Source organism: Acidianus manzaensis (assembly GCF_002116695.1).
Taxonomy (GTDB): Archaea; Thermoproteota; Thermoprotei_A; order Sulfolobales; family Sulfolobaceae; genus Acidianus; species Acidianus manzaensis.
On sequence record NZ_CP020477.1, the window covers coordinates 1,323,449 to 1,349,930 of the forward strand.

34 protein-coding genes are annotated in these 26,482 nt (G+C 30.4%); 14 read left to right on the forward strand and 20 right to left on the reverse strand.

Annotated features, from left to right (window positions below):
• The first annotated feature begins 24 nt into the window (after positions 1-24).
• Positions 25-1,287 carry a Glu/Leu/Phe/Val family dehydrogenase gene (locus B6F84_RS06145; RefSeq protein ID WP_148691432.1) on the forward strand — a complete coding sequence of 421 codons (1,263 nt, stop codon included), beginning with the start codon at positions 25-27 and terminating at the stop codon, positions 1,285-1,287.
• Here B6F84_RS06145 and B6F84_RS06150 read toward each other — a convergent pair.
• The 6 genes from B6F84_RS06150 to B6F84_RS06175 all read right to left on the reverse strand — a co-directional run bounded on the left by B6F84_RS06150 (position 1,271) and on the right by B6F84_RS06175 (position 6,600).
• On the reverse strand, positions 1,271-1,540 hold the full coding sequence (locus B6F84_RS06150) for a TIGR00304 family membrane protein (protein WP_148691433.1): 270 nt from the start codon (positions 1,538-1,540) through the stop codon (positions 1,271-1,273). The two genes, B6F84_RS06145 and B6F84_RS06150, sit on opposite strands and share 17 nt — an antisense overlap.
• Before the next feature lie 2 nt (positions 1,541-1,542).
• Positions 1,543-3,030, reverse strand: a complete 1,488-nt coding sequence (locus B6F84_RS06155) for an ATP-dependent nuclease (protein WP_148691434.1) — start codon at positions 3,028-3,030, stop codon at positions 1,543-1,545.
• Positions 3,031-3,141: 111 nt separating this feature from the next.
• Positions 3,142-3,924 (reverse strand): SDR family oxidoreductase, encoded by a 783-nt coding sequence (locus tag B6F84_RS06160; protein WP_148691435.1) that lies wholly within the window; start codon positions 3,922-3,924, stop codon positions 3,142-3,144.
• The gene (udg, locus tag B6F84_RS06165) at positions 3,875-4,528 is read right to left on the reverse strand and encodes a type-4 uracil-DNA glycosylase (RefSeq protein WP_148691436.1); all 654 of its coding nucleotides are present in this window, start codon (positions 4,526-4,528) and stop codon (positions 3,875-3,877) included. The genes B6F84_RS06160 and udg overlap by 50 nt, the downstream gene beginning before the upstream one ends.
• Before the next feature lie 2 nt (positions 4,529-4,530).
• The gene (locus B6F84_RS06170; RefSeq protein WP_148691437.1) at positions 4,531-5,976 is read right to left on the reverse strand and encodes an MFS transporter; all 1,446 of its coding nucleotides are present in this window, start codon (positions 5,974-5,976) and stop codon (positions 4,531-4,533) included.
• 135 nt (positions 5,977-6,111) lie between these two features.
• On the reverse strand, positions 6,112-6,600 hold the full coding sequence (locus B6F84_RS06175) for a hypothetical protein (protein WP_148691438.1): 489 nt from the start codon (positions 6,598-6,600) through the stop codon (positions 6,112-6,114).
• 40 nt (positions 6,601-6,640) lie between these two features.
• On the opposite strand from B6F84_RS06175, the gene B6F84_RS06180 reads away from it, so the two are divergent.
• Positions 6,641-6,949, forward strand: coding sequence for a hypothetical protein (locus B6F84_RS06180; protein WP_148691439.1), 309 nt, complete (start codon positions 6,641-6,643; stop codon positions 6,947-6,949).
• Here B6F84_RS06180 and B6F84_RS06185 read toward each other — a convergent pair.
• Both B6F84_RS06185 and B6F84_RS06190 read right to left on the reverse strand, forming a co-directional pair.
• Entirely contained in the window at positions 6,929-7,843 is a 915-nt protein-coding gene (locus B6F84_RS06185) for a sulfite exporter TauE/SafE family protein (protein WP_148691440.1), read from the reverse strand. The genes B6F84_RS06180 and B6F84_RS06185 overlap by 21 nt on opposite strands.
• 53 nt (positions 7,844-7,896) lie before the next feature.
• A complete protein-coding gene (locus B6F84_RS06190) occupies positions 7,897-8,289 on the reverse strand; it encodes a metal-dependent transcriptional regulator (protein WP_148691441.1) in 393 nt (130 codons plus the stop codon).
• 180 nt (positions 8,290-8,469) lie between these two features.
• Here B6F84_RS06190 and B6F84_RS06195 point away from each other — a divergent pair, with 180 nt between their 5' ends.
• Positions 8,470-9,354, forward strand: coding sequence for a dihydrodipicolinate synthase family protein (locus B6F84_RS06195; protein ID WP_236749099.1), 885 nt, complete (start codon positions 8,470-8,472; stop codon positions 9,352-9,354).
• Between the two features lie 113 nt (positions 9,355-9,467).
• Here B6F84_RS06195 and B6F84_RS06200 read toward each other — a convergent pair whose 3' ends face one another.
• Positions 9,468-10,010: a hypothetical protein gene (locus B6F84_RS06200; RefSeq protein WP_148691443.1), complete on the reverse strand. Its 543-nt coding sequence runs from the start codon at positions 10,008-10,010 to the stop codon at positions 9,468-9,470.
• Positions 10,011-10,109: 99 nt separating this feature from the next.
• Between B6F84_RS06200 and B6F84_RS06205 the strand changes: the two genes are divergently transcribed.
• A complete protein-coding gene (locus B6F84_RS06205; RefSeq protein WP_148691444.1) occupies positions 10,110-10,520 on the forward strand; it encodes an ArsR/SmtB family transcription factor in 411 nt (136 codons plus the stop codon).
• On the opposite strand, the gene B6F84_RS06210 is transcribed toward B6F84_RS06205, so the two are convergent.
• Positions 10,510-10,794 (reverse strand): hypothetical protein, encoded by a 285-nt coding sequence (locus B6F84_RS06210; RefSeq protein ID WP_148691445.1) that lies wholly within the window; start codon positions 10,792-10,794, stop codon positions 10,510-10,512. The two genes, B6F84_RS06205 and B6F84_RS06210, sit on opposite strands and share 11 nt — an antisense overlap.
• Positions 10,795-10,936: 142 nt before the next feature.
• Between B6F84_RS06210 and B6F84_RS06215 the strand changes: the two genes are divergently transcribed.
• Both B6F84_RS06215 and meaB read left to right on the forward strand, forming a co-directional pair.
• On the forward strand, positions 10,937-11,353 hold the full coding sequence (locus B6F84_RS06215) for a cobalamin B12-binding domain-containing protein (protein ID WP_148691446.1): 417 nt from the start codon (positions 10,937-10,939) through the stop codon (positions 11,351-11,353).
• Positions 11,346-12,266 carry a methylmalonyl Co-A mutase-associated GTPase MeaB gene (gene meaB / locus B6F84_RS06220; protein ID WP_148691447.1) on the forward strand — a complete coding sequence of 307 codons (921 nt, stop codon included), beginning with the start codon at positions 11,346-11,348 and terminating at the stop codon, positions 12,264-12,266. Before B6F84_RS06215 ends, meaB begins: the two co-directional genes overlap by 8 nt.
• Before the next feature lies 1 nt (position 12,267).
• Here the strand turns inward: meaB and B6F84_RS06225 are convergent, their stop codons facing one another.
• Together B6F84_RS06225 and B6F84_RS06230 are read right to left on the reverse strand one after the other, a co-directional pair.
• The gene (locus tag B6F84_RS06225; RefSeq protein ID WP_148691448.1) at positions 12,268-12,903 is read right to left on the reverse strand and encodes a DUF2250 domain-containing protein; all 636 of its coding nucleotides are present in this window, start codon (positions 12,901-12,903) and stop codon (positions 12,268-12,270) included.
• Positions 12,903-13,490 carry an alpha/beta fold hydrolase gene (locus B6F84_RS06230; RefSeq protein WP_148691449.1) on the reverse strand — a complete coding sequence of 196 codons (588 nt, stop codon included), beginning with the start codon at positions 13,488-13,490 and terminating at the stop codon, positions 12,903-12,905. The genes B6F84_RS06225 and B6F84_RS06230 overlap by 1 nt, the downstream gene beginning before the upstream one ends.
• 151 nt (positions 13,491-13,641) lie before the next feature.
• Here B6F84_RS06230 and B6F84_RS06235 point away from each other — a divergent pair, with 151 nt between their 5' ends.
• Both B6F84_RS06235 and B6F84_RS06240 read left to right on the forward strand, forming a co-directional pair.
• Positions 13,642-14,871, forward strand: coding sequence for an NAD(P)/FAD-dependent oxidoreductase (locus B6F84_RS06235; protein WP_148691450.1), 1,230 nt, complete (start codon positions 13,642-13,644; stop codon positions 14,869-14,871).
• Positions 14,872-14,877: 6 nt separating this feature from the next.
• Positions 14,878-15,501, forward strand: a complete 624-nt coding sequence (locus B6F84_RS06240) for a helical membrane plugin domain-containing protein (protein ID WP_148691451.1) — start codon at positions 14,878-14,880, stop codon at positions 15,499-15,501.
• Here the strand turns inward: B6F84_RS06240 and B6F84_RS06245 are convergent.
• The gene (locus B6F84_RS06245; protein ID WP_148691452.1) at positions 15,489-16,301 is read right to left on the reverse strand and encodes an ATPase; all 813 of its coding nucleotides are present in this window, start codon (positions 16,299-16,301) and stop codon (positions 15,489-15,491) included. The genes B6F84_RS06240 and B6F84_RS06245 overlap by 13 nt on opposite strands.
• A 68-nt stretch (positions 16,302-16,369) precedes the next feature.
• Between B6F84_RS06245 and psmB the strand changes: the two genes are divergently transcribed.
• Genes psmB through B6F84_RS06265 form a run of 4 tightly spaced genes read left to right on the forward strand, consistent with a single transcriptional unit; the run spans position 16,370 to position 19,801 of the window.
• A complete protein-coding gene (gene psmB / locus B6F84_RS06250) occupies positions 16,370-16,990 on the forward strand; it encodes an archaeal proteasome endopeptidase complex subunit beta (protein ID WP_148691453.1) in 621 nt (206 codons plus the stop codon).
• Position 16,991: 1 nt separating this feature from the next.
• Positions 16,992-17,438 carry a YbhB/YbcL family Raf kinase inhibitor-like protein gene (locus B6F84_RS06255; RefSeq protein WP_148691454.1) on the forward strand — a complete coding sequence of 149 codons (447 nt, stop codon included), beginning with the start codon at positions 16,992-16,994 and terminating at the stop codon, positions 17,436-17,438.
• A gap of 36 nt (positions 17,439-17,474) precedes the next feature.
• Positions 17,475-18,458 carry a replication factor C small subunit gene (locus B6F84_RS06260; RefSeq protein WP_148691455.1) on the forward strand — a complete coding sequence of 328 codons (984 nt, stop codon included), beginning with the start codon at positions 17,475-17,477 and terminating at the stop codon, positions 18,456-18,458.
• Positions 18,455-19,801, forward strand: a complete 1,347-nt coding sequence (locus B6F84_RS06265) for a replication factor C large subunit (protein WP_148691456.1) — start codon at positions 18,455-18,457, stop codon at positions 19,799-19,801. Before B6F84_RS06260 ends, B6F84_RS06265 begins: the two co-directional genes overlap by 4 nt.
• Here the strand turns inward: B6F84_RS06265 and moaC are convergent.
• The 3 genes from moaC to B6F84_RS06280 all read right to left on the reverse strand — a co-directional run bounded on the left by moaC (position 19,785) and on the right by B6F84_RS06280 (position 22,241).
• The gene (gene moaC, locus B6F84_RS06270) at positions 19,785-20,216 is read right to left on the reverse strand and encodes a cyclic pyranopterin monophosphate synthase MoaC (protein WP_148692853.1); all 432 of its coding nucleotides are present in this window, start codon (positions 20,214-20,216) and stop codon (positions 19,785-19,787) included. The genes B6F84_RS06265 and moaC overlap by 17 nt on opposite strands.
• Positions 20,217-20,465: 249 nt before the next feature.
• Positions 20,466-21,704, reverse strand: a complete 1,239-nt coding sequence (locus B6F84_RS06275; protein WP_148691457.1) for an ORC1-type DNA replication protein — start codon at positions 21,702-21,704, stop codon at positions 20,466-20,468.
• Between the two features lie 45 nt (positions 21,705-21,749).
• Positions 21,750-22,241, reverse strand: a complete 492-nt coding sequence (locus B6F84_RS06280; RefSeq protein ID WP_148691458.1) for a THUMP domain-containing protein — start codon at positions 22,239-22,241, stop codon at positions 21,750-21,752.
• A gap of 35 nt (positions 22,242-22,276) precedes the next feature.
• Between B6F84_RS06280 and gins23 the strand changes: the two genes are divergently transcribed.
• Positions 22,277-22,813, forward strand: coding sequence for a DNA replication protein Gins23 (gins23, locus tag B6F84_RS06285; RefSeq protein WP_148691459.1), 537 nt, complete (start codon positions 22,277-22,279; stop codon positions 22,811-22,813).
• On the forward strand, positions 22,797-24,848 hold the full coding sequence (gene mcm / locus B6F84_RS06290) for a minichromosome maintenance protein MCM (RefSeq protein WP_148691460.1): 2,052 nt from the start codon (positions 22,797-22,799) through the stop codon (positions 24,846-24,848). Before gins23 ends, mcm begins: the two co-directional genes overlap by 17 nt.
• On the opposite strand, the gene B6F84_RS06295 is transcribed toward mcm, so the two are convergent.
• From B6F84_RS06295 to B6F84_RS06310, 4 genes are read right to left on the reverse strand one after another with little or no spacing between them, the layout of a single operon-like run.
• Positions 24,849-25,067 carry a hypothetical protein gene (locus B6F84_RS06295; RefSeq protein ID WP_148691461.1) on the reverse strand — a complete coding sequence of 73 codons (219 nt, stop codon included), beginning with the start codon at positions 25,065-25,067 and terminating at the stop codon, positions 24,849-24,851.
• A gap of 46 nt (positions 25,068-25,113) precedes the next feature.
• Positions 25,114-25,446: a hypothetical protein gene (locus B6F84_RS06300; protein ID WP_148691462.1), complete on the reverse strand. Its 333-nt coding sequence runs from the start codon at positions 25,444-25,446 to the stop codon at positions 25,114-25,116.
• A gap of 8 nt (positions 25,447-25,454) precedes the next feature.
• Positions 25,455-25,949 carry a CDP-2,3-bis-(O-geranylgeranyl)-sn-glycerol synthase gene (locus B6F84_RS06305; RefSeq protein WP_148691463.1) on the reverse strand — a complete coding sequence of 165 codons (495 nt, stop codon included), beginning with the start codon at positions 25,947-25,949 and terminating at the stop codon, positions 25,455-25,457.
• Positions 25,928-26,476, reverse strand: coding sequence for an AAA family ATPase (locus B6F84_RS06310; RefSeq protein WP_148691464.1), 549 nt, complete (start codon positions 26,474-26,476; stop codon positions 25,928-25,930). Before B6F84_RS06310 ends, B6F84_RS06305 begins: the two co-directional genes overlap by 22 nt.
• Positions 26,477-26,482: the final 6 nt, after the last annotated feature.

Sequence of the window (26,482 nt, forward strand, 5' to 3'; positions counted from 1 at the left end):
ATTAGGTAAAAATTATAAGTACCTATGGCCGTAGAAGAAGTTTTAAGTTCTAATTTATATACACAACAAGTTAAAAAATTATATAAAGTTGGTGAGTTATTAGGCCTACAGCAGGACGAACTAGAAGCATTAGCTACTCCGGAAAGAGTTATTCAGGTAAAAATTCAAATTAGAGGAAAAGACGGAAAAATAAAGACTTTCACTGGATGGAGATCGCAACATAACAGCGCTCTTGGTCCATATAAAGGAGGAGTTAGATATCATCCAAATGTAAGTCAAGACGAAGTAATAGCTTTATCAATGATTATGACATGGAAGAATTCACTCCTCCAACTTCCATATGGGGGAGGTAAGGCCGGAATTAAGGTAGATCCAGCTTCATTAAGCAAAGAGGAGCTTGAATTATTATCTAGGAATTTTATCGATGCAATATATAAATATATAGGTAGTGATATTGATATTCCTGCACCGGATGTTAATACAAACTCACAAATTATGTCATGGTTTTTAGATGAATATAATAAAATCTCTGGAAAGATAGACCCTGCAGTTTTTACAGGTAAACCCGTAGAATTAGGAGGTTTAGCAGTTAGAGAATATAGTACAGGATTAGGAGTAGCTCATGTAGCTAAACTAGCTTCTGAAAAGTTTTTAGACGGGATAGAAGGAAAAAGAGTGATAATTCAAGGATTTGGTAATTTAGGCTCTTATGCTGCAAAATTCCTTCAAGAGTTAGGAGCTAAGATAGTAGGCGTTAGCGATAGCAAGGGTGGAGTACTCGATTATAATGGACTTGATTACAATAAATTAATTGAAATTAAGAATTCTCATAAATCAGTGATTGAATACCCTGCAGGAAAGAAAGTAACTAACGATGAGTTATTGATTTCTGATTGTGATATATTAATTCCTGGAGCTCTAGAAAATGTTATACATAAGTTTAATGCACCAAAGATTAAGGCAAAAATAGTAGTTGAAGGAGCAAACGGACCTTTAACCGCTGATGCAGATGAAATATTAAAAGAAAGAGGAATTCCAGTTGTGCCAGATATATTAGCAAATTCTGGAGGAGTTGTAGGAAGTTACGTTGAATGGGCTAATAATAAGATGGGAGAAATCATAGAAGAAGAAGAAGCTAAGAAGCTAATTCTATCTAGAATGGAGAAATCCTTCAATGAGATGTATAATAAATATAATAAACTTGAAAACCAAGACTTAAGAACCTCAGCTATGGTAGTAGCAGTAGAAAGAGTAGTAAATGCAATGAAAGTTAGGGGCTTGATATAAAATTAAGTAAATAAATTATTGCCATAATTATAACTATAACCAAAGCTACTATTATCATCCATTTTTCGATTTTTTTAGACGATCCAAAAATTATAGGTATTGGACCTATAAGTATTATTCCTCCCGCTTCTGTCTTATTTTGATTCTCCCCTTCTTCCTTATTTCTGAAGAATGTATCATAAATTATGCCTAGAAAGACAATAAGAAAACCTAACAGAATTAGCATTATTCCTAGCTGAATTAATCCTTGCATAATTAATTATATACTTGAAGAGATTTTATTTTATTCGCTAATAGCTCTACTTCTTTAGGTATTTCCACTGAATCTACTCTAGTAATTATATCACTAATAGAAGATCTTAATAGATAATAGTCTAATCCACGCTTCTTTAGAACTGCAGTTAACCATTTTATATTTTCGTCTTTATTCAAATCTTTCAATTCTTTGTCGTCAGGATAAATTCCTAATCTTTTTAATGCTTCTAACATTCCAGACTTGGTATAGTAAGATTCTAGTTCTCTGCTTATTGGAATACATGAATCTTTAACATATTGATCTAATTTGTCACATAATCCAAAGAATACTGTTTCAAGCTTTAACATCTCTCTTAATTTTAACCATGTCTGTAATTCTAAATCAGATTTTATAGAGTATATAGATATTCCATTATATTCTGGATTTATATTCATCTTCTTAAGCCAATTATATATTGCTGAGGGTTCAGCATATTCTCCAGTTAATATAATATATTTACTGAATATTAAATCACTAATATTTATTTTCAATATGCTAAGCAGACTCTTAATATCTTCTGATGGAGTTATATTTATAGCTTTAGAAAAAGCTGATTCCTTTTTCAGAATAATAAAATTATCCACATCGCTAGATACAATGAATGGCGAATGAGTTGTCATAAATACTTGAAGCATACCATTTTCAGTCCAACTTTTTAGTAGTTTAATTAATTTATATTGTAAAGTAGGATGCATATTTACTTCCGGTTCTTCCAATAGTAAAATTTTATTTCCACTTAGCCAAATGACAAATAACATTAGAATTACTCTTTGAAATCCACTAGCTGCTAGGTCTATGTATATTGGTAAATTGTAAACGTTTAAGACTAATTTTCCTCCATCCCAGATTTCTATTCCTTTTATTTCAGGAATTGTAGCACTTACTAAATTTACGAAGTCATACCAATATTTTCTCAAGTTAATTGGAGATCTACTTATGTCTATAATTCTTTTCATTATATTATCAAAGTAACCTTGATCAAAGATAGGAACATATTCTATCTGTTGAGAAGCGTTCTCAAACAATTTTCTCGTTTCATCAATTTCATCTTTTGTAGGTACAGAATCATTAACTCTTAAAATATCTAAATCCCATTTTACTTCTCCTCTTTCATATTTTAGCTTATTAATAATTTCAGTTTCAATTCTTTTTGACCTTCCTATTGCTTTTTCAACTTCGTCTTCAGAAAATTCTATTTTACCACCCAAAGTTATTTCTTTTGAAGTATCATATCCTTGCCAAAGTAATAAATATTCTTGGTTTCTATCTTCTATTGTTCTTTTTTCTATTCCAGCTGATAGATTCTTAATGAATAAGTATATGGAAGATAGCAAATTAGTCTTTCCATATCCATTAAATCCGACTATTACATTTAGCCCTCCAACATTCTTTATTCTAATATCTGACAAGCTCCTGAAATTGCTAGTGTAGAATTCGAGTAATCTCAATACTCTTCACTGACCAAATGATTAGGAATTACTAAATATAACTATTAGGCAAATCAAGTATGCTATTTCTTTAAATAGAGAAAAAAGGTAGTATTATCAGCCAAAGGGGTTTTAAAATATTCCCTTAATATTACCACCATCTACTGGTATTAATGTCCCTGTAACATATGTAGATAGAGAAGATGCTAGGAATATAATCACATTAGCTACTTCCTCTGGGTTTGCTAAGCGCCCTAAAGGAATGTCTTTAACTAAATCTTTTAGAACCGAATCCTCAGTTCTATTTTCCCTTTTACTTCTATCTTTTATAAGTTGGTCCAGCCTCTTTGTAAGAGTCCAGCCTGGCATAACACCATTTACCAAAATTCCTTTCGATGCTAATTCTCGTGAAGCAGATTTAATAAGCCCTGCTAAAGATAATCTAATTACATTTGATAAATCTAGATTATCTATAGGCTCTCTTAGAGTTGTTGAAGTTGAAAGTATTATTCTACCTCCTTTTTTCATTATTTTAGCACTTTCTCTCACTGCAACAACTGCACTCATTAATAGTAAATTAAAACCATTAATCCAGTCCTCATTGGTTAATTCCAATAAATTACCTGGTTTTGGACTTCCAGTTACATAAACTAATATGTCTAATCCTCCTAACATGGATGAACCTTCCGAAATTAAAGAAGATACTTCTTCTGGTTTTGTTAAGTCAATTTTCATGTAATAGACGCTTTTACTTATTCCTTTTAGGGTATTGTAAGCATTTAATAACTTATTCTCATCGTGAGAAGAGATTAATACTTCTGCTCCTTCTTCTAAAAATCTTTTAGCTGTGGCATATCCTATGCCACTACTTGAGGCTGTTACTATTACTTTCTTCCCTTTTATCCCTAGATCCATTATAATTACCTTCAAAAAAGGAATCAATAGTAAAGGCTTTTGAATTTAATCTTTCATTAACTTTCTTGAAATCTTTTATTAGCTCTTCCCTTAATTTCGGATTATATAATGCTGCAGCAGGATGGTAAGTAGGAAAAATTAAAATTAAATTGTTGCGAATCTTCCATTCAAAAAATTTTCCTCTAACCGATGAGATAGATTTTACTCTAATACCAATTTTTCCTAGCATATAAGTAGTTGAATATTTACCTAATGTAATAATAATTTTAGGTAATATCTCATTTATTTGCCTATCAAGATATGGCGAACAAGCTATTATTTCATCCTCTTCAGGCTCTCTATTATTTGGTGGTCTACATTTTACCAAATTAGTTATAAAAACTGATTTTCTATCTAATCCAATGGAATTAAGAAGTTCGGTTAGAAATTTTCCCGCAGCTCCAACAAAAGGTTTACCTTCCTTATCTTCATTAGCTCCAGGTGCCTCTCCGATTAACATTATTTGGGCTTTTGGATTTCCTTCACCAGGTACTGCATTAGTCCTTGTTAAGTATAATTTACATTTCTTACAGTTTACTATTTCTTTGGCTATTTCACATATCATAATTATTTAGCTTCCATAAGTTTCTTATATGTTATGTTATTAGAGAACAAGCTTAATATAGTCATTATTATCGCAATTCCTGAAGCTATAGCATAAATCATTGAAAATGCATAATCTGAAGGTATAGTAGCCTGCACTACATAGTGACTATTATATGTTATTTGAATAGTTGTAGTATAAGTATCCATAATGGAGCCAGCTATTGCTGGACCTACGCTACCTCCAATAAGTCTAAATACTGTGTTTAATGAAGTGGCTATTCCCATTACTTCTCTTTCTACTGAGAAAGTTAACAAATTAATTAATGAAACATTCAGAAAGGCTGTAGATAACATCGATATAGAAGAAATCAGTACAATGTAGATTAATGACACATCACTACCTTTCAATGCTAAAAATGATGTTACTAAGTATGTTGGGATTAACATGAATGAGCCAATAATTAACATAGATTTAGGTCCACTTAAAGATATTGTTCTTCCAGCTATCATTGAACCTATAATTTGAAATATGGCTAAAGGAAGTAATGTTAGCCCAGTATAAAAGATATCTAGATCGTAACCTACAGGCTTTGGCTCCTCAAATAGATATGTTAAGGCTTGATATGCCATAAATATTCCAAATCCTGCAACTATTGCAGCTATATTTGAAACTAATACGTTTCTTCTTTTTAGTAGTGATATAGATATTAAAGGATTCTTTATTTTCGATTCATAAAATATAAATAATGTAAACAAGAGAATTGATGCAATTAAAAGTCCTAGTGTACTAGTATTTGACCATCCCCATGTAGGGGCTTCAGTAACTCCTACTATTAATGAGACCAAAGATACACCTAAAAATACTAGACCTAAATAATCTATCTTACTCACAACTGCATTTATTCTTGATTCTCTTATTTCTTTCTGTATTAATATTGCCAAAATTATTACTATTGGAATTACAGTGTGATATGTATATTGCCAACCGAAAGTTTGAGAAATATAAGCTCCTATAGGTAATGAAATTGCACTTCCTACTCCAAACATTGCACTTATTATTCCCTGAGCTTTAGGAACTAAATTAGGTGGAAATTCCTCCCTTATTAGACTAAATGCTAAAGGAAACATAGCTAGTCCTAGACCTTGTATTGCTCTAAAAGATATTAGTAGTGGAAAATTAGGTGAGAAACCAGTTAGTGTTACACCTATGGCATATATCCAGATTATGATTGTAAGAACTCTCTTTTTACCATAAATATCTCCTAATTTACCTGCTATAGGGTTCATTAATATTCCGCTAAGCAAATAAATTGAGAGTACCCAACTTACTTGTGATGCGTTTACTGAAAAGTCTTTTTCTATAGATAAAAGAGATGGAATTAGCATTCCTTCAGTATACATTACCATTATAGATAATGGTGCCAAGATATAGAGAGCTTTTCTTGCATAAGATATATCGTAATCCATTACTTAATTTACTTTTCATAAAGTTTATAAAATTAAGTTAAAGTCTGTTCAGATTATCGACCCTGTCGTCATTAATCCGATTATGTCGGCGTCATCATAATGTACCCCGCTTGGCTGAAAGTCCTCATTGAAGCCTTACGGCTTATCAGACTCTGATAGGAAGCGGGGCTTTTTAAGTATCTTGTAAAGCCTAATTAAAAAAACTATCAGTACAATTTGACCTAAATCTATCTGTAAAGCCTTAGCACCATTATATAATATTTCTATTACAAATGGATAAATATAAATAGTAGGATGCCAAGTTTGTAGTATTATATAATAATTAAAGTAATTAAGAAAAATAAAAGATATAGCAGACGCATCTATTATCATATTATAATATGCGTTTCTACTTCCCCATAATATTATAGCAGATATAATAAAAATCATAAGTGATAAAAATGCTGAAAAAGATACTCCTACAACTGGGCCTAGATTATATATTTGTCCATCATAAGCGTAAACTTTAGGCTCGTCTAGTGGAGCAAAGTTTCCTAGTGGCAAAACAATAAAAGTTATTATTACTGCAATTATTACTGTGTAAATATAATATTCCGCAATACTTGAAGGACTAAATTTCGACATTAATAAAAGCTTTAATTATTAGTATAAAGAGTTTTTCAGTATGTCTTTTTCAAAGAAGTATATAGAAATGCAAGATATGATTTTGGCTAGAACTGCCCTAGAAAAAGTTAAGATGCACATAGAAGAAAGAAAAGATAAGGCAATTTTCAAATGGATATCTTCTGAAACTCAAGAATTTATTAGAAGATTTAAAAATGATAAGGATTTACATAGTTGTATTGAAAATCTAGAAAAAGGGATAAAGACTGAAGATTACAATACAATAAAAAATAGCGTAGATGAATGTATAGATCTGCTTTCCAAAAAAATTGATATATCTTATAATGACTTAATGAATGAGCAGAAATAATCCTTTCACGTTCTCTATCATTATATATATAGCTGTTATTATAATGATAACTGCAAATATTTTTCTAAGCATTCCTCTAGGCATTCTAGAAGCTATACTTGAACCTAAATATCCACCAGCTATACCTCCTACTAAATAAGTTATACTTATCAAAGGTAGTACATATCCATATACTGCATATTCTGCTGCTGATGTAATTCCAAAAGTTCCTACAGAAATTAATGATGTACCTACTGCTTTAATCATACATAATCCCGTACTGAATAGTAATCCTGGCACTATCAGAAATCCTCCTCCAATTCCAAAATAACCTGAAGCAAATCCTACAATAAGGCCTGCCGGTATTATTTTCTTTACTGATACATCAGATAAATTAAACTTCTTTGATAAATTCATTGAAGATCCACTTGCTGTTGTTATAGTAGTTAAACTTCTATTACTTGGTGCTTTTTCCATTTGTGGTCTTAGCATAAGAAGTGCTACTGCTATCATTAATATTCCGAAGAAAAATAGTAAAGATTGTCCAGGCGTTATATGACTTATATATGCTCCTATTAATGCTCCTACTACACCAGGTATACTAAATAATATTCCTTCCTTAACCCTGACATTACCTTTTTTAAAATGCATATAACTATTGATATATGCGTTTAATCCAACTGCTAGTGCTGTAGTACCTAAAGCTACATGATCAACGTAACCTACGTACTCATGAGCTAGTGTAGGATTACTAGCATATTGAGCTGGAACTGTTGCTAAACCTACAAAATATAGAAGTAATGGAACAGCTAATATTGATCCTCCTCCACCTATTAATCCTAAGCTAAATCCTACTGCTACTCCAGATATTAATGCTAATATGTACTCTATTGGGGTAATTACTATTGTTATCATAAATTTATTCTCTTTACTTTATACTTTAAAAAGTTTCGTTTGTGAAAAATAGCTTATGGTATGTCTTCTCCATGAGGACAATTAGTTGGTTTGCCTAGAAAAACATATAATTTATCTATAATCTCTTCTGGAACCATAAGATCAAATTGCTTTGAATATTCGCATGCCTCTTCTTTACTCATACCTAGTTTAACTAAAAAAGACTCAATTACCCTGTGCGCTCTTATAGCTTTTAAAATATAATTATTGCCTTCCTCAGTAATCCAGATATCGCTCTTATCTTTTTTTATAAGACCTTTCTTGTTAAGATGTTCGATCTCTTCAAATGCACTTGCAGGAGCCACTTTAACTTCCTTAGCTACATTAGAAAGCTTTGCTGGATCTCCATTTTTATTATATTTCTTTATTACTAGCAAGTATTCTAGTTCCCTATGTGAGTACTTCATGTAATTTAATATTCTCCTAAAGAAAATATAAGCTTTCCCTAAATTTTGCTCTATGTATTATTAACCTACCATTATTTACATTTTAGTTTTAAGTAACTTTTTAGTATAATTTATAGATAAAAATCTAATAAATATAACTATAAAAATATCCACTTAGGTAGAGTTTAATTTAAATTGCAAATGAGTATAAGACTATACATGAAAGGAATACTAGTAGCATTAGTTACACCATTCAATAATAAGGAAGAACTTAATTTGGATGCTCTTACAACTTTAATTAACTTCGACCTAACTAGAGGTGCAGATGGATTTTGGGTTCTAGGAACCACTGGAGAATTCAATATGTTAAATATTGAAGAAAAAATGCAAGTAGCAAAAAAGGTTATGGATATTGCAAAAGGTAAAGTTTTGCTAGGTATAAATGAAAACTCAACATACAACTCTAGCAAGTTAGCTAAATATTATATAGATCTAGGTGCAGATGGAATATTTTCAATTCCACCACTTTATCACAAAACAGACGAAAAGGGAATAATACAATATTATACTGCCTTATCAAAATTTGGAGTAGATCTGTACGTATATAATATTCCATCCACAGTTGGATATAATATTCCCTTAGATATTCTAAGGAAACTAGCTGAAGAAGATATAATACAAGGAATCAAATACACAACTTCTGATTTTGAATCTCTAATAAACTATTTTAAGTCATTAAAGGAAGTAAATAAGAACATAAATGTTTATGCTGGAAATGATAAATTTGCACTGATATCGTTCTTATATGGAATTGATGGTATAGTTTCTGGAATAGGAAATTTTGCTCCAGAAATTGTTTCACAACTCTATAAGAATGTAAAAGAAGGGAAAATTGCTGATGCGTTAAAATACCAACAAATGTTGGATAAGTTAGTAGATGCTACTTCTTTGTCAGATTATCCTAGTGGAATAAAGATAGCACTTAGATACAGAGGTTTAGACGTTGGACCAGTAAGAAAGCCTTTAGAAGAAAATATAACTGCAGATTCCACTATTTATTATACTCTTAAGGAATTGAATTTGTGATGAGCTCGATGAAGTTTGATAGAATGAAATAAGTATCCCCGACTGAAAGTTATTAGATTTTTATCTTTTAATCGTTAAAACAGAATTAGAAAATTATATATAATATAAATTAGTCATCTTATAATTATAATCAAGTATTCTTCTTCATTATTATATTCTACCGGAATTATCAAAGTAGAATTTGGAATCTCATGATGTAATCGTAGTTCAAACGAAAAAAATATATTATTTCCTGTAATTTTTTCATTTATGGATACTATTGTAAAATACCATGGAGATTGAGGTATTGATAAATTTGTAATATTAGAATAGCATACTACTATATTAATTTGTATATTGTGTTGAGTACTATTAATTATAATAGGATCTGGAATTATCTTAAAATTATTAACACTATAGTTTTGAGGAGATTCATCTATATAAGCATAAGAATACATAATATTATAATTATAAATAGCTGGATAATAATATCTTACATTCATATCAGAATTGAAGTTCATATTTAGTTCGCTAAAGTTTTTCTGGTAAAAAATAGCTTTAGATGAATTAATATTACTCTTTATATTAAAGTTCACTGGCATAGTTATCAATATGGTTAATGCTATGGCTAAAGTTATGATAAGCCCTAAAATAATCATCACTAATATACTATTCACAAAATCATTTTTATATAACCCAAATATATAATTATTCGCAATTAGTATACATTTGTATACTAGTAAGTTTTATTTTAAAGCAAATCAATAGTATTAAGGATGGAAAGAGTATCTAGCAATTCAACAAGGAAGAAGATATATTATTACTTGTTAAAGCAAAAATCACCAGTTAATATTAAAAAAATACAAAAAGACCTTAATTTAAGTTCAGTATCATTAGTATATTATCACATAAGAAAGCTTGAAGAAGAAGGACTAGTAAAAGAAACTAATGAAGGCTATATAGTAGAAAAAGTAGTTCTTTCGGAATTTATAAGATTATACAATCATGTTATACCAATTTCTGTATTTTGGGCCTCCTTTTTCGTTTCTTCTTTAATTTTAATGATAACTTTTTTAATACTTGATAGGCCTATAGATGGAGAAATCTTTGGAATTATAATAGTAAGTATAGCTTCCGCAATATTTATTAATGATATATTGAAGAAGTATAAGGATCTTATTGCTTAACAAAATAGTAAAGTAAGATAATTGTCAAAGTTGTAAATAAGCCTATTAAAAGTGATGGATAAACGTATATTGGATTTTTATTTGAGCTCCACATAATAAATGATGATAAATCTAAAATACTACTAATAAGTAAAAGTGCTGAAATAGTTACTAATATAGATGTAAGTTTGCTTGTAAATTCATTTCTAAGTCTTATAATTTCATAATTTATGAATGCAGAAAATATTACAGATAAAACAGCCAAAGTTATACTAATATACCATACTTCAAACATATGTTTGAAGTAAAGTGTTGGCATTAAAAATATTTGCCCAAATTTTAGTCTAATATATTTCTTTGTATTTTGCTCTAATAGCGGGATCAAATAATGAAGAAAAATTTAAACATTTTAAACCCAATAAACTATTGAGAAGTATATGGAAAAAAGAATTAAGGTTATAGTTGCAAAGTTGGGATTAGACGGGCACGATAGAGGAGCTAAAGTTATCGCAAGAGCTTTAAAAGATGCAGGAATGGAAGTAGTATACACTGGACTACGACAAACTCCGTCTCAAGTTGTTAGAACTGCAATTCAAGAAGATGCCGATGTAATTGGGGTAAGCATATTAAGTGGAGCACATCTTGAACTAATTCCTCCTTTGGTTAATATGATGAAAGAAAAAGGTATTACTGATGTAGGCTTAGTAGTAGGTGGAGTTATACCACCTCAAGATATTCCTAAATTAAAAGCAATGGGTGTAGATGATGTATTTTTACCTGGCTCTAGCTTAAAAGAGGTTGTTGAAAAGATAAAAAAGGTTGCCGAAATTAAAAGAGGTATAAAAAGTGGATAATCTTCTTATAAAAGCATTAAATGGCGATGAATTATCTATTTCGAGAGTTTTGACTAAGATAGAATATATGAGCGAAGAGGGATTAAAATATTTAGATGAACTAAGTAAAAATTCAGGTAAAGCGTATACTATTGGAATTACTGGTATTCCAGGCGCTGGGAAAAGTACATTAATTTCGTCATTAATTGAAGAATATACAAAGTCTGGAAATAAGGTAGGAGTAATCATGATTGATCCTTCTAGTCCAATTTCAATGGGATCTTTTATGGGAAATAGAATAAGAATGCAGGATAAAACAAATTTAAATAATGTATTTATAAGAAGCTTAGCATCTAGAGGCCATTTAGGTGGATTTTCATCAGAAGCGATAATGTTAATTGAAGCAATGGATGGATTAGGATTTGATCCGATAATTGTAGAAACTGTAGGAGCAGGACAAACAGATACAGAAGTAGTATCTAGCGTTCATAGCGTTATCGTAGTTAATGTTCCAGGTACCGGGGATGAAATTCAAGCTTTAAAAGCAGGCATTATGGAAATAGGAGATATTTATGTAATAAATAAAGCGGATTTACCAGATGCAGAAGTACTTTATGATGCTATAAAATTTGCTATAGATAATGGCGAATGGAACGGATGGAAGCCCTCGGTGATTAAAGTTAGTGCGTTAAAAAAACAAGGTATAGAAGATCTTATTAATGAGCTAAAAATGCATAAGGAATATCTTATTAAATCTGGAAAATTTGAAGAAATAACTCATAAAAGAAGAAAAGAAATGATTGAACTTATTTTGAGAAGAAAAATAAATAATGTAATCTCAATTGTCGTTAACGAGAATCAAAATATATTCGAGGAAAATTCGATAGAAAAGATAATTAATCAATTATATGATAAAATTAAACAAAATCTATAATTTATTTTGGTATTATTCCTTTTCTTTTCATTTCTCTTACTACAAGTTCTCCTATTCTTGAAAGACCATAATACTTATGATGCGTTCTAGTCTCTTTTTTTGGTTTTGATTTTCTGTCTCCAAACTTAATTATCTTTGATTTTGCTTCTTCAAGTAAACCCATTTTTTCCAATTCTTCTAATTTTGGCGTTACTTCCTCTAATTTTTTATGGGTTAGTTTAGAATATGTTAGTGCATGATCAGCATTTAATTCTTCAGCTAATTTTAAGATATCCTTAGCTAGATCGTCATTTTTTACTAGATCAATGTATCCTTTTATTATTTCTTTTTCATCTAAGTAGCGTAATAAATGATCACCTTCCCTAGTTAATCGATAATAAGTGTGATGTTTATGAACTTCTGAGCTTAATTTGAATTTAGCTTCAGTATTCTTCAAAGTGGCACCATGAACTCTCTCAATAAGTCCAAGAGTTTCTAATTTATCTAGAATATCTACGACTTCATCTATAGGAATTTTTGTATTAAGCATTATCGATTTTCCATAGTCTATATTAGCTTTTCTTAGATGTTGTAAGACTTCTAAGTATCGCCTATCTTTTAATACTTCTCGTAACTTATTTTTTAATTCCTCCTCCATTATAAGCCCTTCAGAAAATCTTTAATTTGAGCATTAAATCCGTTAGGATCATCTAAATAGCAAGCATGTTGATTTCCTATATTTACGTATTTTGCAGTCTTTACATATTTTAATAATAATTCGGCATTATGTTTTGGAGATACTGAATCATGCTTACCCCATATTAATAGAACTGGTAATCCATCTAGATTATGTAACTTAGATTCAAAAGAACTAACACCCACTGCTCCTACTAAGATTAAACCACCGATTTTATCAGCATGATCTACAGCGTATTCTAAAACTGCTTCTCCACCCATTGAAGCTCCTAGTAATATTGGCTTTTGTAATTTTAATGTATCTATAAAATCTCCTATAAAATCTGATAATGAATTAAATCTTCCGGATGATGATTTACCATAACCTGGAAAATCTATCGAAATTGCTTGATATCCAGCTTCTGCTATACTTGAAATTGTTCCAACTTCATTCCAAGTATATGCATTAAATCTAGCACCATGATGAAGAACAACAAGTCTTCCATTTCCTAGTTCTAGGTAATGTATCTTTGCTCCGTTTATTTCAACGAACTTTTCTTGTGGTTCCATACTAGAATTATATAATTAAAAAGCTATAAAGTTTTTGAAGATTCTATAATAAAAAACATATATATAGCAAAATTAACTAAGATGAATAAAGTATAAACATTTTTTAATAAAAATTTATAATTAGTCATTACACATTGTTTATAGATCGAATATGCCCAAAGTATTAGTTTTAGGAGGAAGATTCGGAGCTTTAACTGCAGCATATACTCTTAAAAGATTAGTAGGAAGTAAAGCAGATGTAAAAGTAATAAATAACAATAGATTTACATATTTTAGACCTGCTTTACCACATGTAGCTATAGGAGTTAGAGATGTAGATGAATTAAAAATTGATCTTAGTGAAGCTTTACCAAGCAAAGGAATACAATTCCAACAAGGCACTGTAACTAAAATAGATGCTAAAAACAATCAAGTAGTATATACAAAACCCGATGGTTCTACAGTTGAAGAAGAATACGACTATGTGATGGTAGGAATAGGAGCGCATTTAGCTACGGAATTAATGAAAGGATGGGACCAATACGGCTATAGCGTTTGCGAACCAGAGTTTGCTACAAAATTAAGGGATAAATTAACTGAATTCAAAGGAGGTAACATAGCTATAGGTTCTGGACCATTCTATCAAGGACATAATCCAAAGCCCAAAGTTCCAGAAAACTTTATACCAAATGCGGATTCAGCTTGTGAAGGACCAGTATTTGAAATGTCATTAATGCTTCACGGATACTTCTTGAAGAAAGGAATGCTAGACAAGGTAAAAGTAACTGTATTCTCTCCTGGTGAGTACTTATCAGATTTATCCCCAATGTCAAGAAAAGCAGTAGGTCAAATATATGGAAGTTTAGGAATAAAATTAATACATAACTTTAGGATAAAAGAAATCAAAGAACATGAGATTGTAGATGAAAAAGGAAATACAATACCTTCAGATTTAACTATAGTATTACCACCTTATACTGGAAATCCAGCTTTAAAGAATTCTACACCAGACTTAGTTGACGATGGAGGATTCATACCAACTGACTTAAACATGGTTTCAATAAAATACGATAACGTATATGCAGTAGGAGATTCTAATTCTATTACTATACCAAAATTAGGATATTTAGCTGTTATGACTGGAAGAATAGCATCTCAACATTTAGCTAATAGATTAGGAGTTCCAACTAAAATAGATAAATACTACCCAACTATAGTATGCGTAGCTGATAATCCATATGAAGGATTTGCAGTATCAGTAAAAGACGATACATGGTATGGAGGAAGCGTTAGCGTAGCAGAACCAGCAGCTGTAAATCACTTAAAGAAGGAGTTATTCACTAAATACTTCATGTGGACTAAAGGAGATATGGCTCTAGAGAAATTCCTAGCAAGCTGGTGATTTTTTATGTCAGACCTTGAATTGTCAGCGCTTGATAATCTTTTAACGCCAGACAAATTAATGTCACTAAATCATGTATTAGATTTACTAGAAAAACTAGATAAAATGGGAATAATTGATGTTGTAAGTGGAATGATAAGCGACGATGAATATATGGGAAAAATTATGGGCGCTATAGTTAATGATAATACATTGGAACTATTAGGAAATTGGAATAATATGATGGGAATATTAACATTTTTAGCAGATCAAGATACTATGAATTCATTAAAGACTATGTTAGGCCTTGTAAAAGATCTAAACAAATCTGGTATTCTCGATCCTATTATAGGTATTCTAAAGGACGAAGAGACTTTAGGTAAAATTGTTGGAGGATTAGTAAACGATTTTACTATGAATTTGCTAACTAATTGGAACCAAATAATGTCAGATTTAGGTAAAATGGATTTAACTAACTTCAAATATTATACGCAATTAATAAATTCTATTGGAGAAGCTATAAAAGTTGAAAAAGTAAAACCGGTAGGATTAGGAGGATTATTATCAGCTTTAAGAGATCCTGATGTACAAAAAGGTATGGGTATTGTAGTAGATATTCTTAAACATATTGGACAAAACTATAAATCATGAATTAGATAATCTATAATTTTTTCATTTTTTGATGTTATTACTTCTAAATCAAAGCTCTTTTCTATCTTAGCATACTTAATTACTTCAGACATTTTTATTATCCAAGGAGGCTGTAATAGAAACTCTAGTATTTTTCTAAATTCCTTTCCATCTATTATAAATGCTTTACCTGGAGAAATAGTAAAAACTATATCTACATTTTTTGATAGTTCGGTAGGAGTTGCAGCATCATTATACGATTCTATTAGTATATGATCTTCTGTTATGTTATTTATATTTTTCAATATGCTGCATGAATCTACTATTTCCCACGATTTATTTATTAATTCCCTTATATCCCTTATATCAACTATAGTTGGACGAAAATCTTTGTAGAGTTGACTGAACGAATTACATAAGGAATTAGGAACTAGATTTCTAAAATTTATACCATAATATTCATCATTATTACAAGATATTCTAATAAGTAATGGAAGCCCTAATGACATTATATTATTATAATAATTTATATTATACTGGATCTTTTCTAAATCTACTGGAGAAAACAGAGCTGCAAAGGGATTTATTTGCCTTATATCAAGATGAGTTTCCTCGTAATATTTTAACGCATCATTACCTACTAATATACCTAAATCATGGCTTCTTACTAATGTCATATAACTATACCATGCATTATGTCCTGCAACAGGTTTTATTGGTCTAATATTTATTCCTAAATTTTTTAACTCTCTAAGCAAGAAAAGTGAAAAAGTAGTTTTTCCTGAATCAAATGGTAATATGCCGTTAACTAAGATCTTCATAAATTTATTTAAAGAAAAATAGCTAATAAAAAGCAAGATTCAAATATTTATAAGAATTAATGTTAAGCATGGAAGCTGAAAAGAAAATTAAATACCTTAAAGGTACTACCACAGTAGGATTAGTAGCAAAAGATGGTGTCGTATTAGCGGCAGATAGAAGAGCATCAGAAGGATTTTTTGTAGCAAATAAAATGGTAAGAAAGTTACTTTATATTACCGATAATATAGGTATAACGACAGCCGGAAGTGTAGCAGATCTTCAGTTTATTTATTATTATTTAAAAAATACATATCATTACAACCTAATTTCTGGTAGTGGCCCTACTACTGTTAAAGGTCTAGCTACGTTACTAGCTAATATCCTTTCTACGTCCAAATACTTCCCTTATATAGTTCAAATATTAATGGGTGGATACGATACTGCTCCAAGATTATATAACTTAGACTACTTAGGAGATGCTACAGAAGAGAAATACGTTGCTACAGGATCTGGTTCTCCTGTCGCTATGGGTGTACTAGAAGATAATTACAGAGACGACTTAACTGCTGATGAAGCTATGGATATAGCAGCTAGGGCAGTATTATCTGCAATAAAAAGAGATTCATTTACTGGTACTGGAGTTATAGTAAGTAAGATAACTGCTACAGGCCATGTAGAAAAAGAAGTATATCTAAGAAAAGGTACCTAAAATGCAAATAAAAAGTGTTTTTAAAGAAGAAGAGGTAATACCTAAGAAGTATACGTGTGATGGTGAAGATATATCTCCACCATTAGAGTGGGATAAAATAGATAATGCAAGAAGTTATGCCATAATTGTAGAAGATCCAGATGCTCCATCAGGTACGTTTATACATTGGGTTATATATAATATAAAACAAAATAGTTTACCTGAAAATATTGAAAAAAAGGAAAATACAAAATATGGAGTTCAAGGCTTAAATGACTTCGATAGAGTTGGATATAATGGCCCATGCCCTCCAAGATCTCATGGTTTCCATAGATATTATTTTAACGTATATGCTTTAGATACAGAGATTAACTCAAAACACAAAATTACTGCTGACGAATTAAAAGAATTGATGCAAGGCCATATTATTTCTTCTGGGAGCATTATGGGAAAGTACAAAAGAATGTAAACCTTTTTTAAATTTATGCTATAAAATAATGACACGATGGAAGAAGAAATACTTTGGGCTGAAAAATATAGACCTAGAAGTTTAGATGAGATAGTTAATCAAAAAGACATTGTAGAAAGATTAAAAAGATTTGTAAAAGAAAAAAATATGCCTCACTTACTATTTGCTGGACCTCCCGGTACTGGAAAAACAACAGCAGCTTTGGCGCTAGTTCACGATTTATATGGAGATTCCTTTGATCAATTTTTCCTTGAATTAAATGCTAGTGATGAAAGAGGTATTGATGTAATAAGAAATAAGGTAAAAGAATTTGCTCGTACAATGGTATCATCATCAGTCCCATTTAAGGTTATTTTACTTGACGAAGCAGATAACATGACAGCAGATGCTCAACAAGCATTAAGAAGAACAATGGAATTATACACTGAATCTACTAGGTTTATTCTTGCTTGTAATTACTTAAGTAAAATTATAGATCCACTACAATCTAGAACCGCTCTATTTAGATTTTATCCGTTGAAAAAGGATGATGTAATAGGACGTTTAAAATACATAGCCGAAAAAGAAAAATTAGAGTATGATGAGAAGGCATTAGAAACCATATATGATACGACAATGGGAGATATGAGAAAATCCATAAACATATTGCAGGCTTCTTCTGCTTTTGGTAAAGTTACTGTAGATGCTGTATTTAAAGTGCTTGGGCTTGCTCAACCTAAAGAGGTAAGAGAAATGGTAAAATTAGCACTTTCTGGAAAGTTCTTAGATGCAAGAGAAAAATTAAGAGGACTTATAGTTACTTATGGGCTTTCCGGGGAGGATATAGTAAAACAAATTCATAGAGAAATTACATCAAATGATTTGGACGTACCTGAAGAACTAAGAGTACTCTTAATGGATTACCTAGGTGAAGTTGAGTATAGAATCGTAGAAGGAGCTGATGACGAAATACAATTATCTGCATTATTATCTAGATTAGCAATATATGGAAACAAATATATTGGAGTTACTTCGAAATGACGTTACCTTGGATTATAAAATATAGACCTAAAACTTTAGTTGAAGTGGAAAATCAAGATGATGTAAAAGAAGAGTTGAAAAAATGGATAAGCTCATGGCTATCCGGTAAACCGGAAAATAAAGCAGTATTACTTTATGGTCCACCCGGGTCTGGAAAAACTACTATAGCTCAAGCGCTAGCTCACGATTTTAATCTTGAATTAATGGAAATGAATGCTAGCGATGCTAGAAATATTACAGCTATAAAAAATATAGCAGAAAAAGCTGCTATATCAGGTAGTCTCTTCGGAATTAAAGGAAAGTTAATTTTCCTTGATGAAGTAGATGGGATAAACTCTAGAGAAGATATGGGTGCAATTCCGGCTATCTTAGAATTAATAAGGGAATCCAAATATCCAGTCCTTATGGCAGCTAATGATCCTTGGGATCCTTCTTTAAGAGAATTAAGAAATGCCGTTAAAATGATAGAGGTCAAAAAATTAGGAAAATATGCCCTTAGGAGAATTTTGCAAAATATATGTAAAGCAGAAAAATTGCAATGTACTGATGACGGAATTGATGAAATAATAAACGTATCTGATGGAGATTCTAGATATGCCATAAACTTGTTAGAAGCTACTGCTGAAGGATTTAGGAAAGTAACTGCAGAGTATGTTAAAGAGTTCGCTAGAAGAAAAGATACTGAATTAGATCCTTTTGAAACTGTAAGAAATGTATTTTGGGCAAAATACGTTTGGCAAGCAAAGAATGCCGTGACTAGCTCACAAGTAGATTATGAATTACTTATGAGATGGTTCTCAGAAAATATTCCTATACAATACGATAATTTTGAAGATGTATACAGAGCATATGATGCACTATCAAGAGCATCTTTATTTTTAAGCAGAGCAAAAACAGTTAGTTGGGACTTCTTAAGCTATACTTTTGACTTAATGGGTCCAGGAGTAGCAATGGCAGAGAAAGAAAAACAGAGCACTAACTGGAAAGCCAAATGGAGAAAATATCAATTTCCTCAAACTATTCAAATGTTATTCAAATCTAAAAGTAATAGAGATACTAGGGATAAAATAATAGAAAAAATAGCTGCAAATATTCATTCTTCTCAAGATAAGGTACTTAATGATGTGTATCCTGAATTTTTAATATTTTACAGAAAATATAAGGATGAAATAGCTAAGTACTTGGATCTATCTCCTAATGAAGTAGAATTCCTTAATACTTTGACTGGAGAAAGCAACAAAAGTGAAAATGAAGAGCTCAAAACAAATAAAACTTACTATAAGAGGAGTTATTCATCAACTGGATCTAATACAAGAAAAAGGTATTCTAGGAAAAAGACTTAGTTTTTTTAATTACCTTTATATTTTGAATTTCTGTCTCTGGATATTGCCCATTTTCATCTTTCTCATATTTTTTAACCATATCCCAAACAGTAAGTAAAGCTACGCTTACCGCAGTTAATGCTTCCATTTCAACACCTGTCTTATAATGTGCTTTAATTTCAGATGTTATTTTTATTCCTGATTCTTCAATCTTTAAATCTACATTTATTAACTCTAATGGAATTGGATGGCACATTGGTAATAGCTCAGAAGTCTTTTTAGCTGCAAGTATTCCAGCTACTTTAGCTACTGAAATAACATCACCTTTTTCAACTTGCCCGTTTTTTATTCTTTCTATAGTTTCTTTTTTTAGTTTTATGAAACCTTCAGCTATTGCTGTTCTAACTACGGTTTCTTTATTACTTATATCTATCATTTTTACTTCTGTCAAAGCTCTTCTAATTCTTCTAGTAGATTTTTTAAGATAAGAATTTTTTGATTAGCGTAATTTAGTCTAATAACTTTATTTCTTTTCCCAGATAAGATTTCTATATATCCTTTATCGGACAAAAATTGTAATTCTCGCTTTAATACATAAAATTTAACTCTTGATTTTTTAGATAAGTTAGAAATAGATAAATCTCCATATTTGATTAATGCATAAAGAATTTTAAGCCTTATAAAATCATTCCTGCTTTGAATTTTTTAGCGCCCCAATTAATTTTGTAATATAATCATCAAGCTCTTGACTTACAGGAAATGTTAGTGATATTAATGTAGTTCTTCCTCTCATTCCTTTCCCACTCTGCATAGTATTAAATATACCCATAAGTTTTAGTCTTCTCATATATTCGTAAACTTGAGTATGCCTTCTTGGTTCTTCTCTAAAGAGATCACAGACTTTAGTATATTCCTCTTCAACTTTACCTATTGGGAAAGATTCTCTATTCTCTTTTTTTACTAAATTTATTACTGCCTTAACTAATAATAGCGAATGCAATTCTAGGTATTTTAATTCGTCTAAAATCAAGCTAGCTTCTTGATTTATTCTTGAATTGGCTTCTTTAGCATGTTGCAATGTAACTATTGGAGATCTTTCGCTATCTGCTATTTTTCCGGAAAGTTCTAAAGTTTCTATAGATAATCTTGCATTACCACTTCCTCCTTTATCAAATCCATTAGTGTCAGCTATGAATCTTACTGCATCATCTGTTACTGCATTTTTTTGAAATGCTATTTTTACTCTATCTTGTAATATATCGTAAAGTTCGTCTGAAGTATATGGAGAAAATTCAATTATATTCCTTGCTATATGGTCTTTTATTGTCTTGTCTAATGTAGATATTATAGAGATATCTCTAACAATAAATAAATAGGAAATTCTTTTTAGTGTTACAGCAAGTTCATCATATAATCTTACTAAAAAGTATATATCCTCCATACTAGATGTAGTTAAGAAATAATCGAATTCGTCAAGAGTTATTATAATATGCATGTTTCTTCGATCTAAATAATCATGAATTATTTTGAATACTTCTTGAGATGATAATCCTCTAGGTGGTATTGATAATTTTAATTGTTCAGCAATATCTTGCGTAATTAAATATAATGTTCTTTGCTTATGACAATTAACGTGTATATACTGTAATTTTATTCCTTTTTCTCTTATTATTTTAGAAAACCTATCACCAAAAACCATTGATGTTACAGTTTTACCAGTTCCTGTTCTCCCTGTAATCACAACTCTCACAGAAGTTTTTCCGGGATCAGCTACTATATCTCTAAAGGCTATTGTTAATTCTGATAATTTGCTATCTCTATGAGGTAATTTTTCTGGAATATAATCTGGATTAAGCTTATAACTGTCCTTAAAGACAGATGGCGAGTTTAAGCTATTGGCTATTATATCGTCAGGGTAAGACATAACTTTCACTCATACGATAATTTAGCAGTAATACTTTATATTTTATTAGAGAGACCTAACCGAAACTTTTTCTTCACCCTTCTTCATTAAGGATAGATAAAATTCATTATTTATAATATTCACAAATAATATATAATCTGGATCTTTATAATTCACATTTACTAAGTCCTTTACACTTAGACCTATTCCAATTTCTATACTTCTGCAATCTATATTCTTAGAATTCCTATTTATACATTCTACATAAAATTTTTTAGCATTATTCGATAACAATAACTGTTTAGCAGAATTATATATCGTGTTTATATCACTTAGTATCTGATTAATTATAAATATTCTAGCTATACACGAAGGAGGTGCAGAAATTATAAGCCCATAAGCTTGTAATGCAGATAAACCAGTATATAATAAATATACATTAGGAATTACCTCTTCTAATTTACAATTTTCATCTTTTAATAATATCCTATTCAATATTTCTGATCTACATTTCTTACTTTTTCCTGGCTTCGTGGTAATAATTAGTTTAGGTTGCATATTCGTTATTAACTCTACACATTAAGTTAAATTATATGTTTAAAGTAATGTTAAGGGCTATAAATAGACTACAACAAGTAGAAAATAAAAAAGTTGCAATTTATGATGATATAGGCCCTTTAGACTTAGGATTTACCGAATTAATATTAAATAAAGGAAGCGAAGACGAGATACCTCTTTGGATAGCTAGTGAGCTAGAAAAATCAGATAAAGTGAAAGTTTATTCTATATCATTGGAAGAATTAGGTAAAATAATTTTTCAAGAAAAACAAAATATTAACACTCCAGCTAGCTTAGTTAAAGTTTATCCAGATTTGTACTTTAGAATTAAAAAATTAAGTAATGAACTAAAAAATCAAGGAATAGATGGATTAGAATCAATCAAGAAAATTAATTCAATAGTTAACGAAATAAGTAATATAAGGTTAAGAAAAATCATACAGCTAGCTCTTCTTAACATAGATGACAAAACAGTTATAAATAAAATGACTAAAGAAGAATACTTAGTATATGCAAGTTTGAAATCAATAATTTCCTCATTTTATGGTGATGTGATTGGAAGTTCAATTTGACATTGCAGAAGAATTTGAAAATTTTGTAAAAAACTTTAAAGAAAATAATAACTATAAATATCTTAATCAAATAAATGAAATGATCGCATATAGAAAAAAGAGTCTTATAGTTGATTTTAGTGATTTATATTCTTTTAATGAGAAAATTGCTTCAGAAATAATTGCAAATCCCATATATACATTACAGATTCTTGATGATAAATTACTAAAAATAATTGAAGAAATTGACCCAACTTACTCTAGCGAAATAGAAAGAGTAAATGTAAGATTAATTAATATACCAAGAGTTATAGAATTACGAAAAATTAGAAGTAGTGATATAAATAAATTAATTTCTGTAGAAGGAATACTAACTAAACAAACACCAGTAAAAGAAAGAGTATATAAAGCAGTATTTAAACATGTACATCCAGATTGCAATCAAGAATTTTACTGGCCAGAAGAAGGAGAAATGGACGAATTAATAAAAATGCCAGTAATTTGTCCAAGATGTGGAAAACCAGGTCAATTTGAAATCATACCAGAAAAAACAAAATTAATAGATTGGCAGAAAGTAATATTACAAGAAAGACCAGAAGAGGTACCACCAGGACAATTACCCAGACAACTAGAAGTAGTTCTAGAAGATGATTTAGTTGATACAGCAAGACCTGGAGACAGAGTAAAAATAACTGGAATACTTGTTATAAAACAAGACTCCTTAGTAAAAAGAGGTAGTAGATCAGTATTTGATATGTATATGAAAGCCTTAAGCATAGAAGTATCTCAAAAAGTATTAGATGAGGTAGAAATAACTGATGAAGACAAGAAAAAAATAGAGGAACTTTCTAAAGATCCTTGGATAAAGCAAAAAATTATCTCATCAATAGCACCAACAATTTTCGACCACTGGGAAATAAAAGAATCTATAGCATTAGCACTATTTGGAGGAGTACCAAGAGTAATGCAAGATGGAACTAGAATAAGAGGAGACATCCATATTCTTATAATTGGAGATCCTGGTACAGCAAAATCACAAATACTACAGTTTGCATCTAGAGTAGCTCCAAGATCAGTTTATACTACAGGTAAAGGAGCCACTGCCGCAGGTTTAACAGCAGCTGTTGTTAGAGAGAAAAACTCAGGAGATTATTATTTAGAAGCTGGAGCATTAGTTCTTGCTGATGGTGGAATAGCAGTAATTGATGAAATAGATAAGATGAGAGAAGAAGATAGAGTAGCAATTCATGAAGCAATGGAACAACAAACAGTATCAATAGCCAAAGCAGGAATAGTAGCAAAGTTAAATGCAAGAGCAACTATAATAGCTGCTGGAAATCCCAAATTTGGTAGATATATTGAAGAAAGAGGAGTATCAGAGAATATAGACTTACCTCCTACTATTCTGTCAAGATTTGATCTTATCTTCATATTAATAGATAAACCAGGTAATGAGGATGAAAAACTAGCCTCACACATACTAAATATGCACTCAGAAAAGAATATGAAAGAATATATATCTGTAGATTTATTAAAAAAGTATATAGCGTATTCTAGAAAATATATTTATCCTAAATTAAGCCAAGAAGCAAAAAAACTTCTAGCTGACTTCTACGTAGAAATGAGGAAAAAAAGTTCGGATAATCCTAACTCACCAATACTCATTACACCAAGACAGCTAGAAGCTTTGATTAGAGTTTCAGAAGCATATGCAAGAATGTCACTAAGAACTGAAGTTACAAAAGAAGATGCAGAAGATGCAATAAATATAATGAGAATATTCTTAGAAAGAGTAGGAATTGACGTGGAATCAGGTACTGTAGATATAGATACAATAATGCTAGGTAAACCAAAAAGCGCTAGAGAAAAAATGATAAAATTAATAGGAATAATAGATTCATTAGCAAGCTCTGAAGGGTGTGCAAAAATTAAAGATATAGTTAAAGAAGCAGAAAGAGAAGGAATACCAAAATCTAATACAGAAAAAATAATTGCAGACATGAAAAAAAGCGGTTTAGTATACGAAGCGAAACCAGAATGCTATAAAAAAGTATAATCAGACACTTCTTTTGTATATACTATCTGGATACCACATTATCCAAGTAGGGAGTTGATTTATAAGCTCATAAGCTTCTTCCCATCCTGATAAACCTAATTGCGTGGCTAAATCTTCTAATGTAAGTTGAGTTCTAACATATCTATTAAGTATCCTTACATTTTCATTATTTATTTCTACTTCTTTTCCACTTGATAATTTGATTTTAATTGGATCCATAAGGAGTAAAAGTAAAAAACGAATAAATATTTTTAACTACAAAGAGTTAGATCCTAAATATATTAGACACATCTCCTAGTCCATATAATTCCCAAACTATAATTGTTAAAATTATAAGACTAAATACTAATAACGCACCTCCAAATTCTTTACTATCTCTCTCCAACAGAACTACACTAGATATTATCATTGTAACCAAAATTATTCCTAAAATTAAATATCCAACACCACTAGGAGAGCCTCCATTAGAATAAGTAATAGGAGAAACATAATACGGTATAGCTAACACTCCCATTATTCCCATTATCAATAAAACAACCAATATTATTGTTACATAATTATTCAATACCTCAGTGTAAACTTTCCTTGGATTTGCCATATATTAAATTACCATGGCACACTTTTTATTTTTAATCGATATGCCACATTATTCGTGAAAGTATGCAGAACAAAAGCTATAACAATAATAAAAATAAACTGAATAACATTAACCCTCACACCTAATAAAAATAAAGCCAAACTTGAACCCAGCACAAAATCAAGCTGATCTAAACCTAAGGCCCTACCTCCTCTAGGAATATTAAGTCTTCTCTTTATAAAAGCACCAGTCATATCTCCTAACATAGCCATTAAGGATTCAACAAAAGAAATCAATATCCAATCATATCCTAAGAATTTAGATAATATTACGCCTACAGTAGTACCAAAAGTCAAAGCTAATGCAAGCCCCTCAAACGTCTTTCCATCACCGAAAATTCTTCTTTTATCTATAAAATTTCTGTAAAAATCTATAGGATGCCCCCTTTTTACAAATGGAGCAGAACCATTAGCTACAAAAGCAGGTAAATAAATAACTATAGCTAACAAGAGTTCTTTAAGCATCCAATAACTCCTCTTTCTGTAATTTTAAATTTGCATTCCCTCATATTTCCTATAATATAATTCTTTGTCATCCTTAGTATGTCATCAGAAAAATATCTCATAAATTTTTCTCCGCTAACTTTGTTATTTAGTGACATCTGCCAGATAGTTACTACTCTACCCAACTTAGAGAACTCTTTCAATAGCATAAGAGGAACTATTAGTGTTTTCTCTTTCCTTTCTAATCTATAGAAAATATTTATAGTATCTACTATAATCAATTTCAATTCTAATCTAGAAGCATTTAATATTGCCTGAATCAAATCTGCATCATTATTTACTTCTAGAAAATAAGACTCAGTTAACAACATTCTAGATGCTCTAGCTTGATATTCTTTTCCCTCTGTAGAGATATATAACGAAGGATAAATATTTTCCAACAACTGAAGAGCTACTATAGTTTTTCCACTACCTGCTTGGCCATAGATTGATACAAAATTACCATTCTTGAAGACAAATTCAGAGATCTTACAAGATTTATATTCCACTATTAT

What these genes read in the sequence shown, in the direction of transcription:
- B6F84_RS06145 (WP_148691432.1), top strand. Translation starts at nt 25, where the DNA reads ATGGCCGTAGAAGAAGTTTTAAGTTCTAATTTATATACACAACAAGTT.
- B6F84_RS06150 (WP_148691433.1), bottom strand. Translation starts at nt 1,540, where the DNA reads ATGCAAGGATTAATTCAGCTAGGAATAATGCTAATTCTGTTAGGTTTT.
- B6F84_RS06160 (WP_148691435.1), bottom strand. Translation starts at nt 3,924, where the DNA reads ATGGATCTAGGGATAAAAGGGAAGAAAGTAATAGTAACAGCCTCAAGT.
- udg (WP_148691436.1), bottom strand. Translation starts at nt 4,528, where the DNA reads ATGATATGTGAAATAGCCAAAGAAATAGTAAACTGTAAGAAATGTAAA.
- B6F84_RS06170 (WP_148691437.1), bottom strand. Translation starts at nt 5,976, where the DNA reads ATGGATTACGATATATCTTATGCAAGAAAAGCTCTCTATATCTTGGCA.
- B6F84_RS06175 (WP_148691438.1), bottom strand. Translation starts at nt 6,600, where the DNA reads ATGTCGAAATTTAGTCCTTCAAGTATTGCGGAATATTATATTTACACA.
- B6F84_RS06180 (WP_148691439.1), top strand. Translation starts at nt 6,641, where the DNA reads ATGTCTTTTTCAAAGAAGTATATAGAAATGCAAGATATGATTTTGGCT.
- B6F84_RS06185 (WP_148691440.1), bottom strand. Translation starts at nt 7,843, where the DNA reads ATGATAACAATAGTAATTACCCCAATAGAGTACATATTAGCATTAATA.
- B6F84_RS06190 (WP_148691441.1), bottom strand. Translation starts at nt 8,289, where the DNA reads ATGAAGTACTCACATAGGGAACTAGAATACTTGCTAGTAATAAAGAAA.
- B6F84_RS06195 (WP_236749099.1), top strand. Translation starts at nt 8,470, where the DNA reads ATGAGTATAAGACTATACATGAAAGGAATACTAGTAGCATTAGTTACA.
- B6F84_RS06205 (WP_148691444.1), top strand. Translation starts at nt 10,110, where the DNA reads ATGGAAAGAGTATCTAGCAATTCAACAAGGAAGAAGATATATTATTAC.
- B6F84_RS06210 (WP_148691445.1), bottom strand. Translation starts at nt 10,794, where the DNA reads ATGTTTGAAGTATGGTATATTAGTATAACTTTGGCTGTTTTATCTGTA.
- B6F84_RS06215 (WP_148691446.1), top strand. Translation starts at nt 10,937, where the DNA reads ATGGAAAAAAGAATTAAGGTTATAGTTGCAAAGTTGGGATTAGACGGG.
- B6F84_RS06225 (WP_148691448.1), bottom strand. Translation starts at nt 12,903, where the DNA reads ATGGAGGAGGAATTAAAAAATAAGTTACGAGAAGTATTAAAAGATAGG.
- B6F84_RS06230 (WP_148691449.1), bottom strand. Translation starts at nt 13,490, where the DNA reads ATGGAACCACAAGAAAAGTTCGTTGAAATAAACGGAGCAAAGATACAT.
- B6F84_RS06235 (WP_148691450.1), top strand. Translation starts at nt 13,642, where the DNA reads ATGCCCAAAGTATTAGTTTTAGGAGGAAGATTCGGAGCTTTAACTGCA.
- B6F84_RS06240 (WP_148691451.1), top strand. Translation starts at nt 14,878, where the DNA reads ATGTCAGACCTTGAATTGTCAGCGCTTGATAATCTTTTAACGCCAGAC.
- B6F84_RS06245 (WP_148691452.1), bottom strand. Translation starts at nt 16,301, where the DNA reads ATGAAGATCTTAGTTAACGGCATATTACCATTTGATTCAGGAAAAACT.
- psmB (WP_148691453.1), top strand. Translation starts at nt 16,370, where the DNA reads ATGGAAGCTGAAAAGAAAATTAAATACCTTAAAGGTACTACCACAGTA.
- B6F84_RS06255 (WP_148691454.1), top strand. Translation starts at nt 16,992, where the DNA reads ATGCAAATAAAAAGTGTTTTTAAAGAAGAAGAGGTAATACCTAAGAAG.
- B6F84_RS06260 (WP_148691455.1), top strand. Translation starts at nt 17,475, where the DNA reads ATGGAAGAAGAAATACTTTGGGCTGAAAAATATAGACCTAGAAGTTTA.
- B6F84_RS06265 (WP_148691456.1), top strand. Translation starts at nt 18,455, where the DNA reads ATGACGTTACCTTGGATTATAAAATATAGACCTAAAACTTTAGTTGAA.
- moaC (WP_148692853.1), bottom strand. Translation starts at nt 20,216, where the DNA reads ATGATAGATATAAGTAATAAAGAAACCGTAGTTAGAACAGCAATAGCT.
- B6F84_RS06275 (WP_148691457.1), bottom strand. Translation starts at nt 21,704, where the DNA reads ATGTCTTACCCTGACGATATAATAGCCAATAGCTTAAACTCGCCATCT.
- B6F84_RS06280 (WP_148691458.1), bottom strand. Translation starts at nt 22,241, where the DNA reads ATGCAACCTAAACTAATTATTACCACGAAGCCAGGAAAAAGTAAGAAA.
- gins23 (WP_148691459.1), top strand. Translation starts at nt 22,277, where the DNA reads ATGTTTAAAGTAATGTTAAGGGCTATAAATAGACTACAACAAGTAGAA.
- B6F84_RS06295 (WP_148691461.1), bottom strand. Translation starts at nt 25,067, where the DNA reads ATGGATCCAATTAAAATCAAATTATCAAGTGGAAAAGAAGTAGAAATA.
- B6F84_RS06300 (WP_148691462.1), bottom strand. Translation starts at nt 25,446, where the DNA reads ATGGCAAATCCAAGGAAAGTTTACACTGAGGTATTGAATAATTATGTA.
- B6F84_RS06305 (WP_148691463.1), bottom strand. Translation starts at nt 25,949, where the DNA reads ATGCTTAAAGAACTCTTGTTAGCTATAGTTATTTATTTACCTGCTTTT.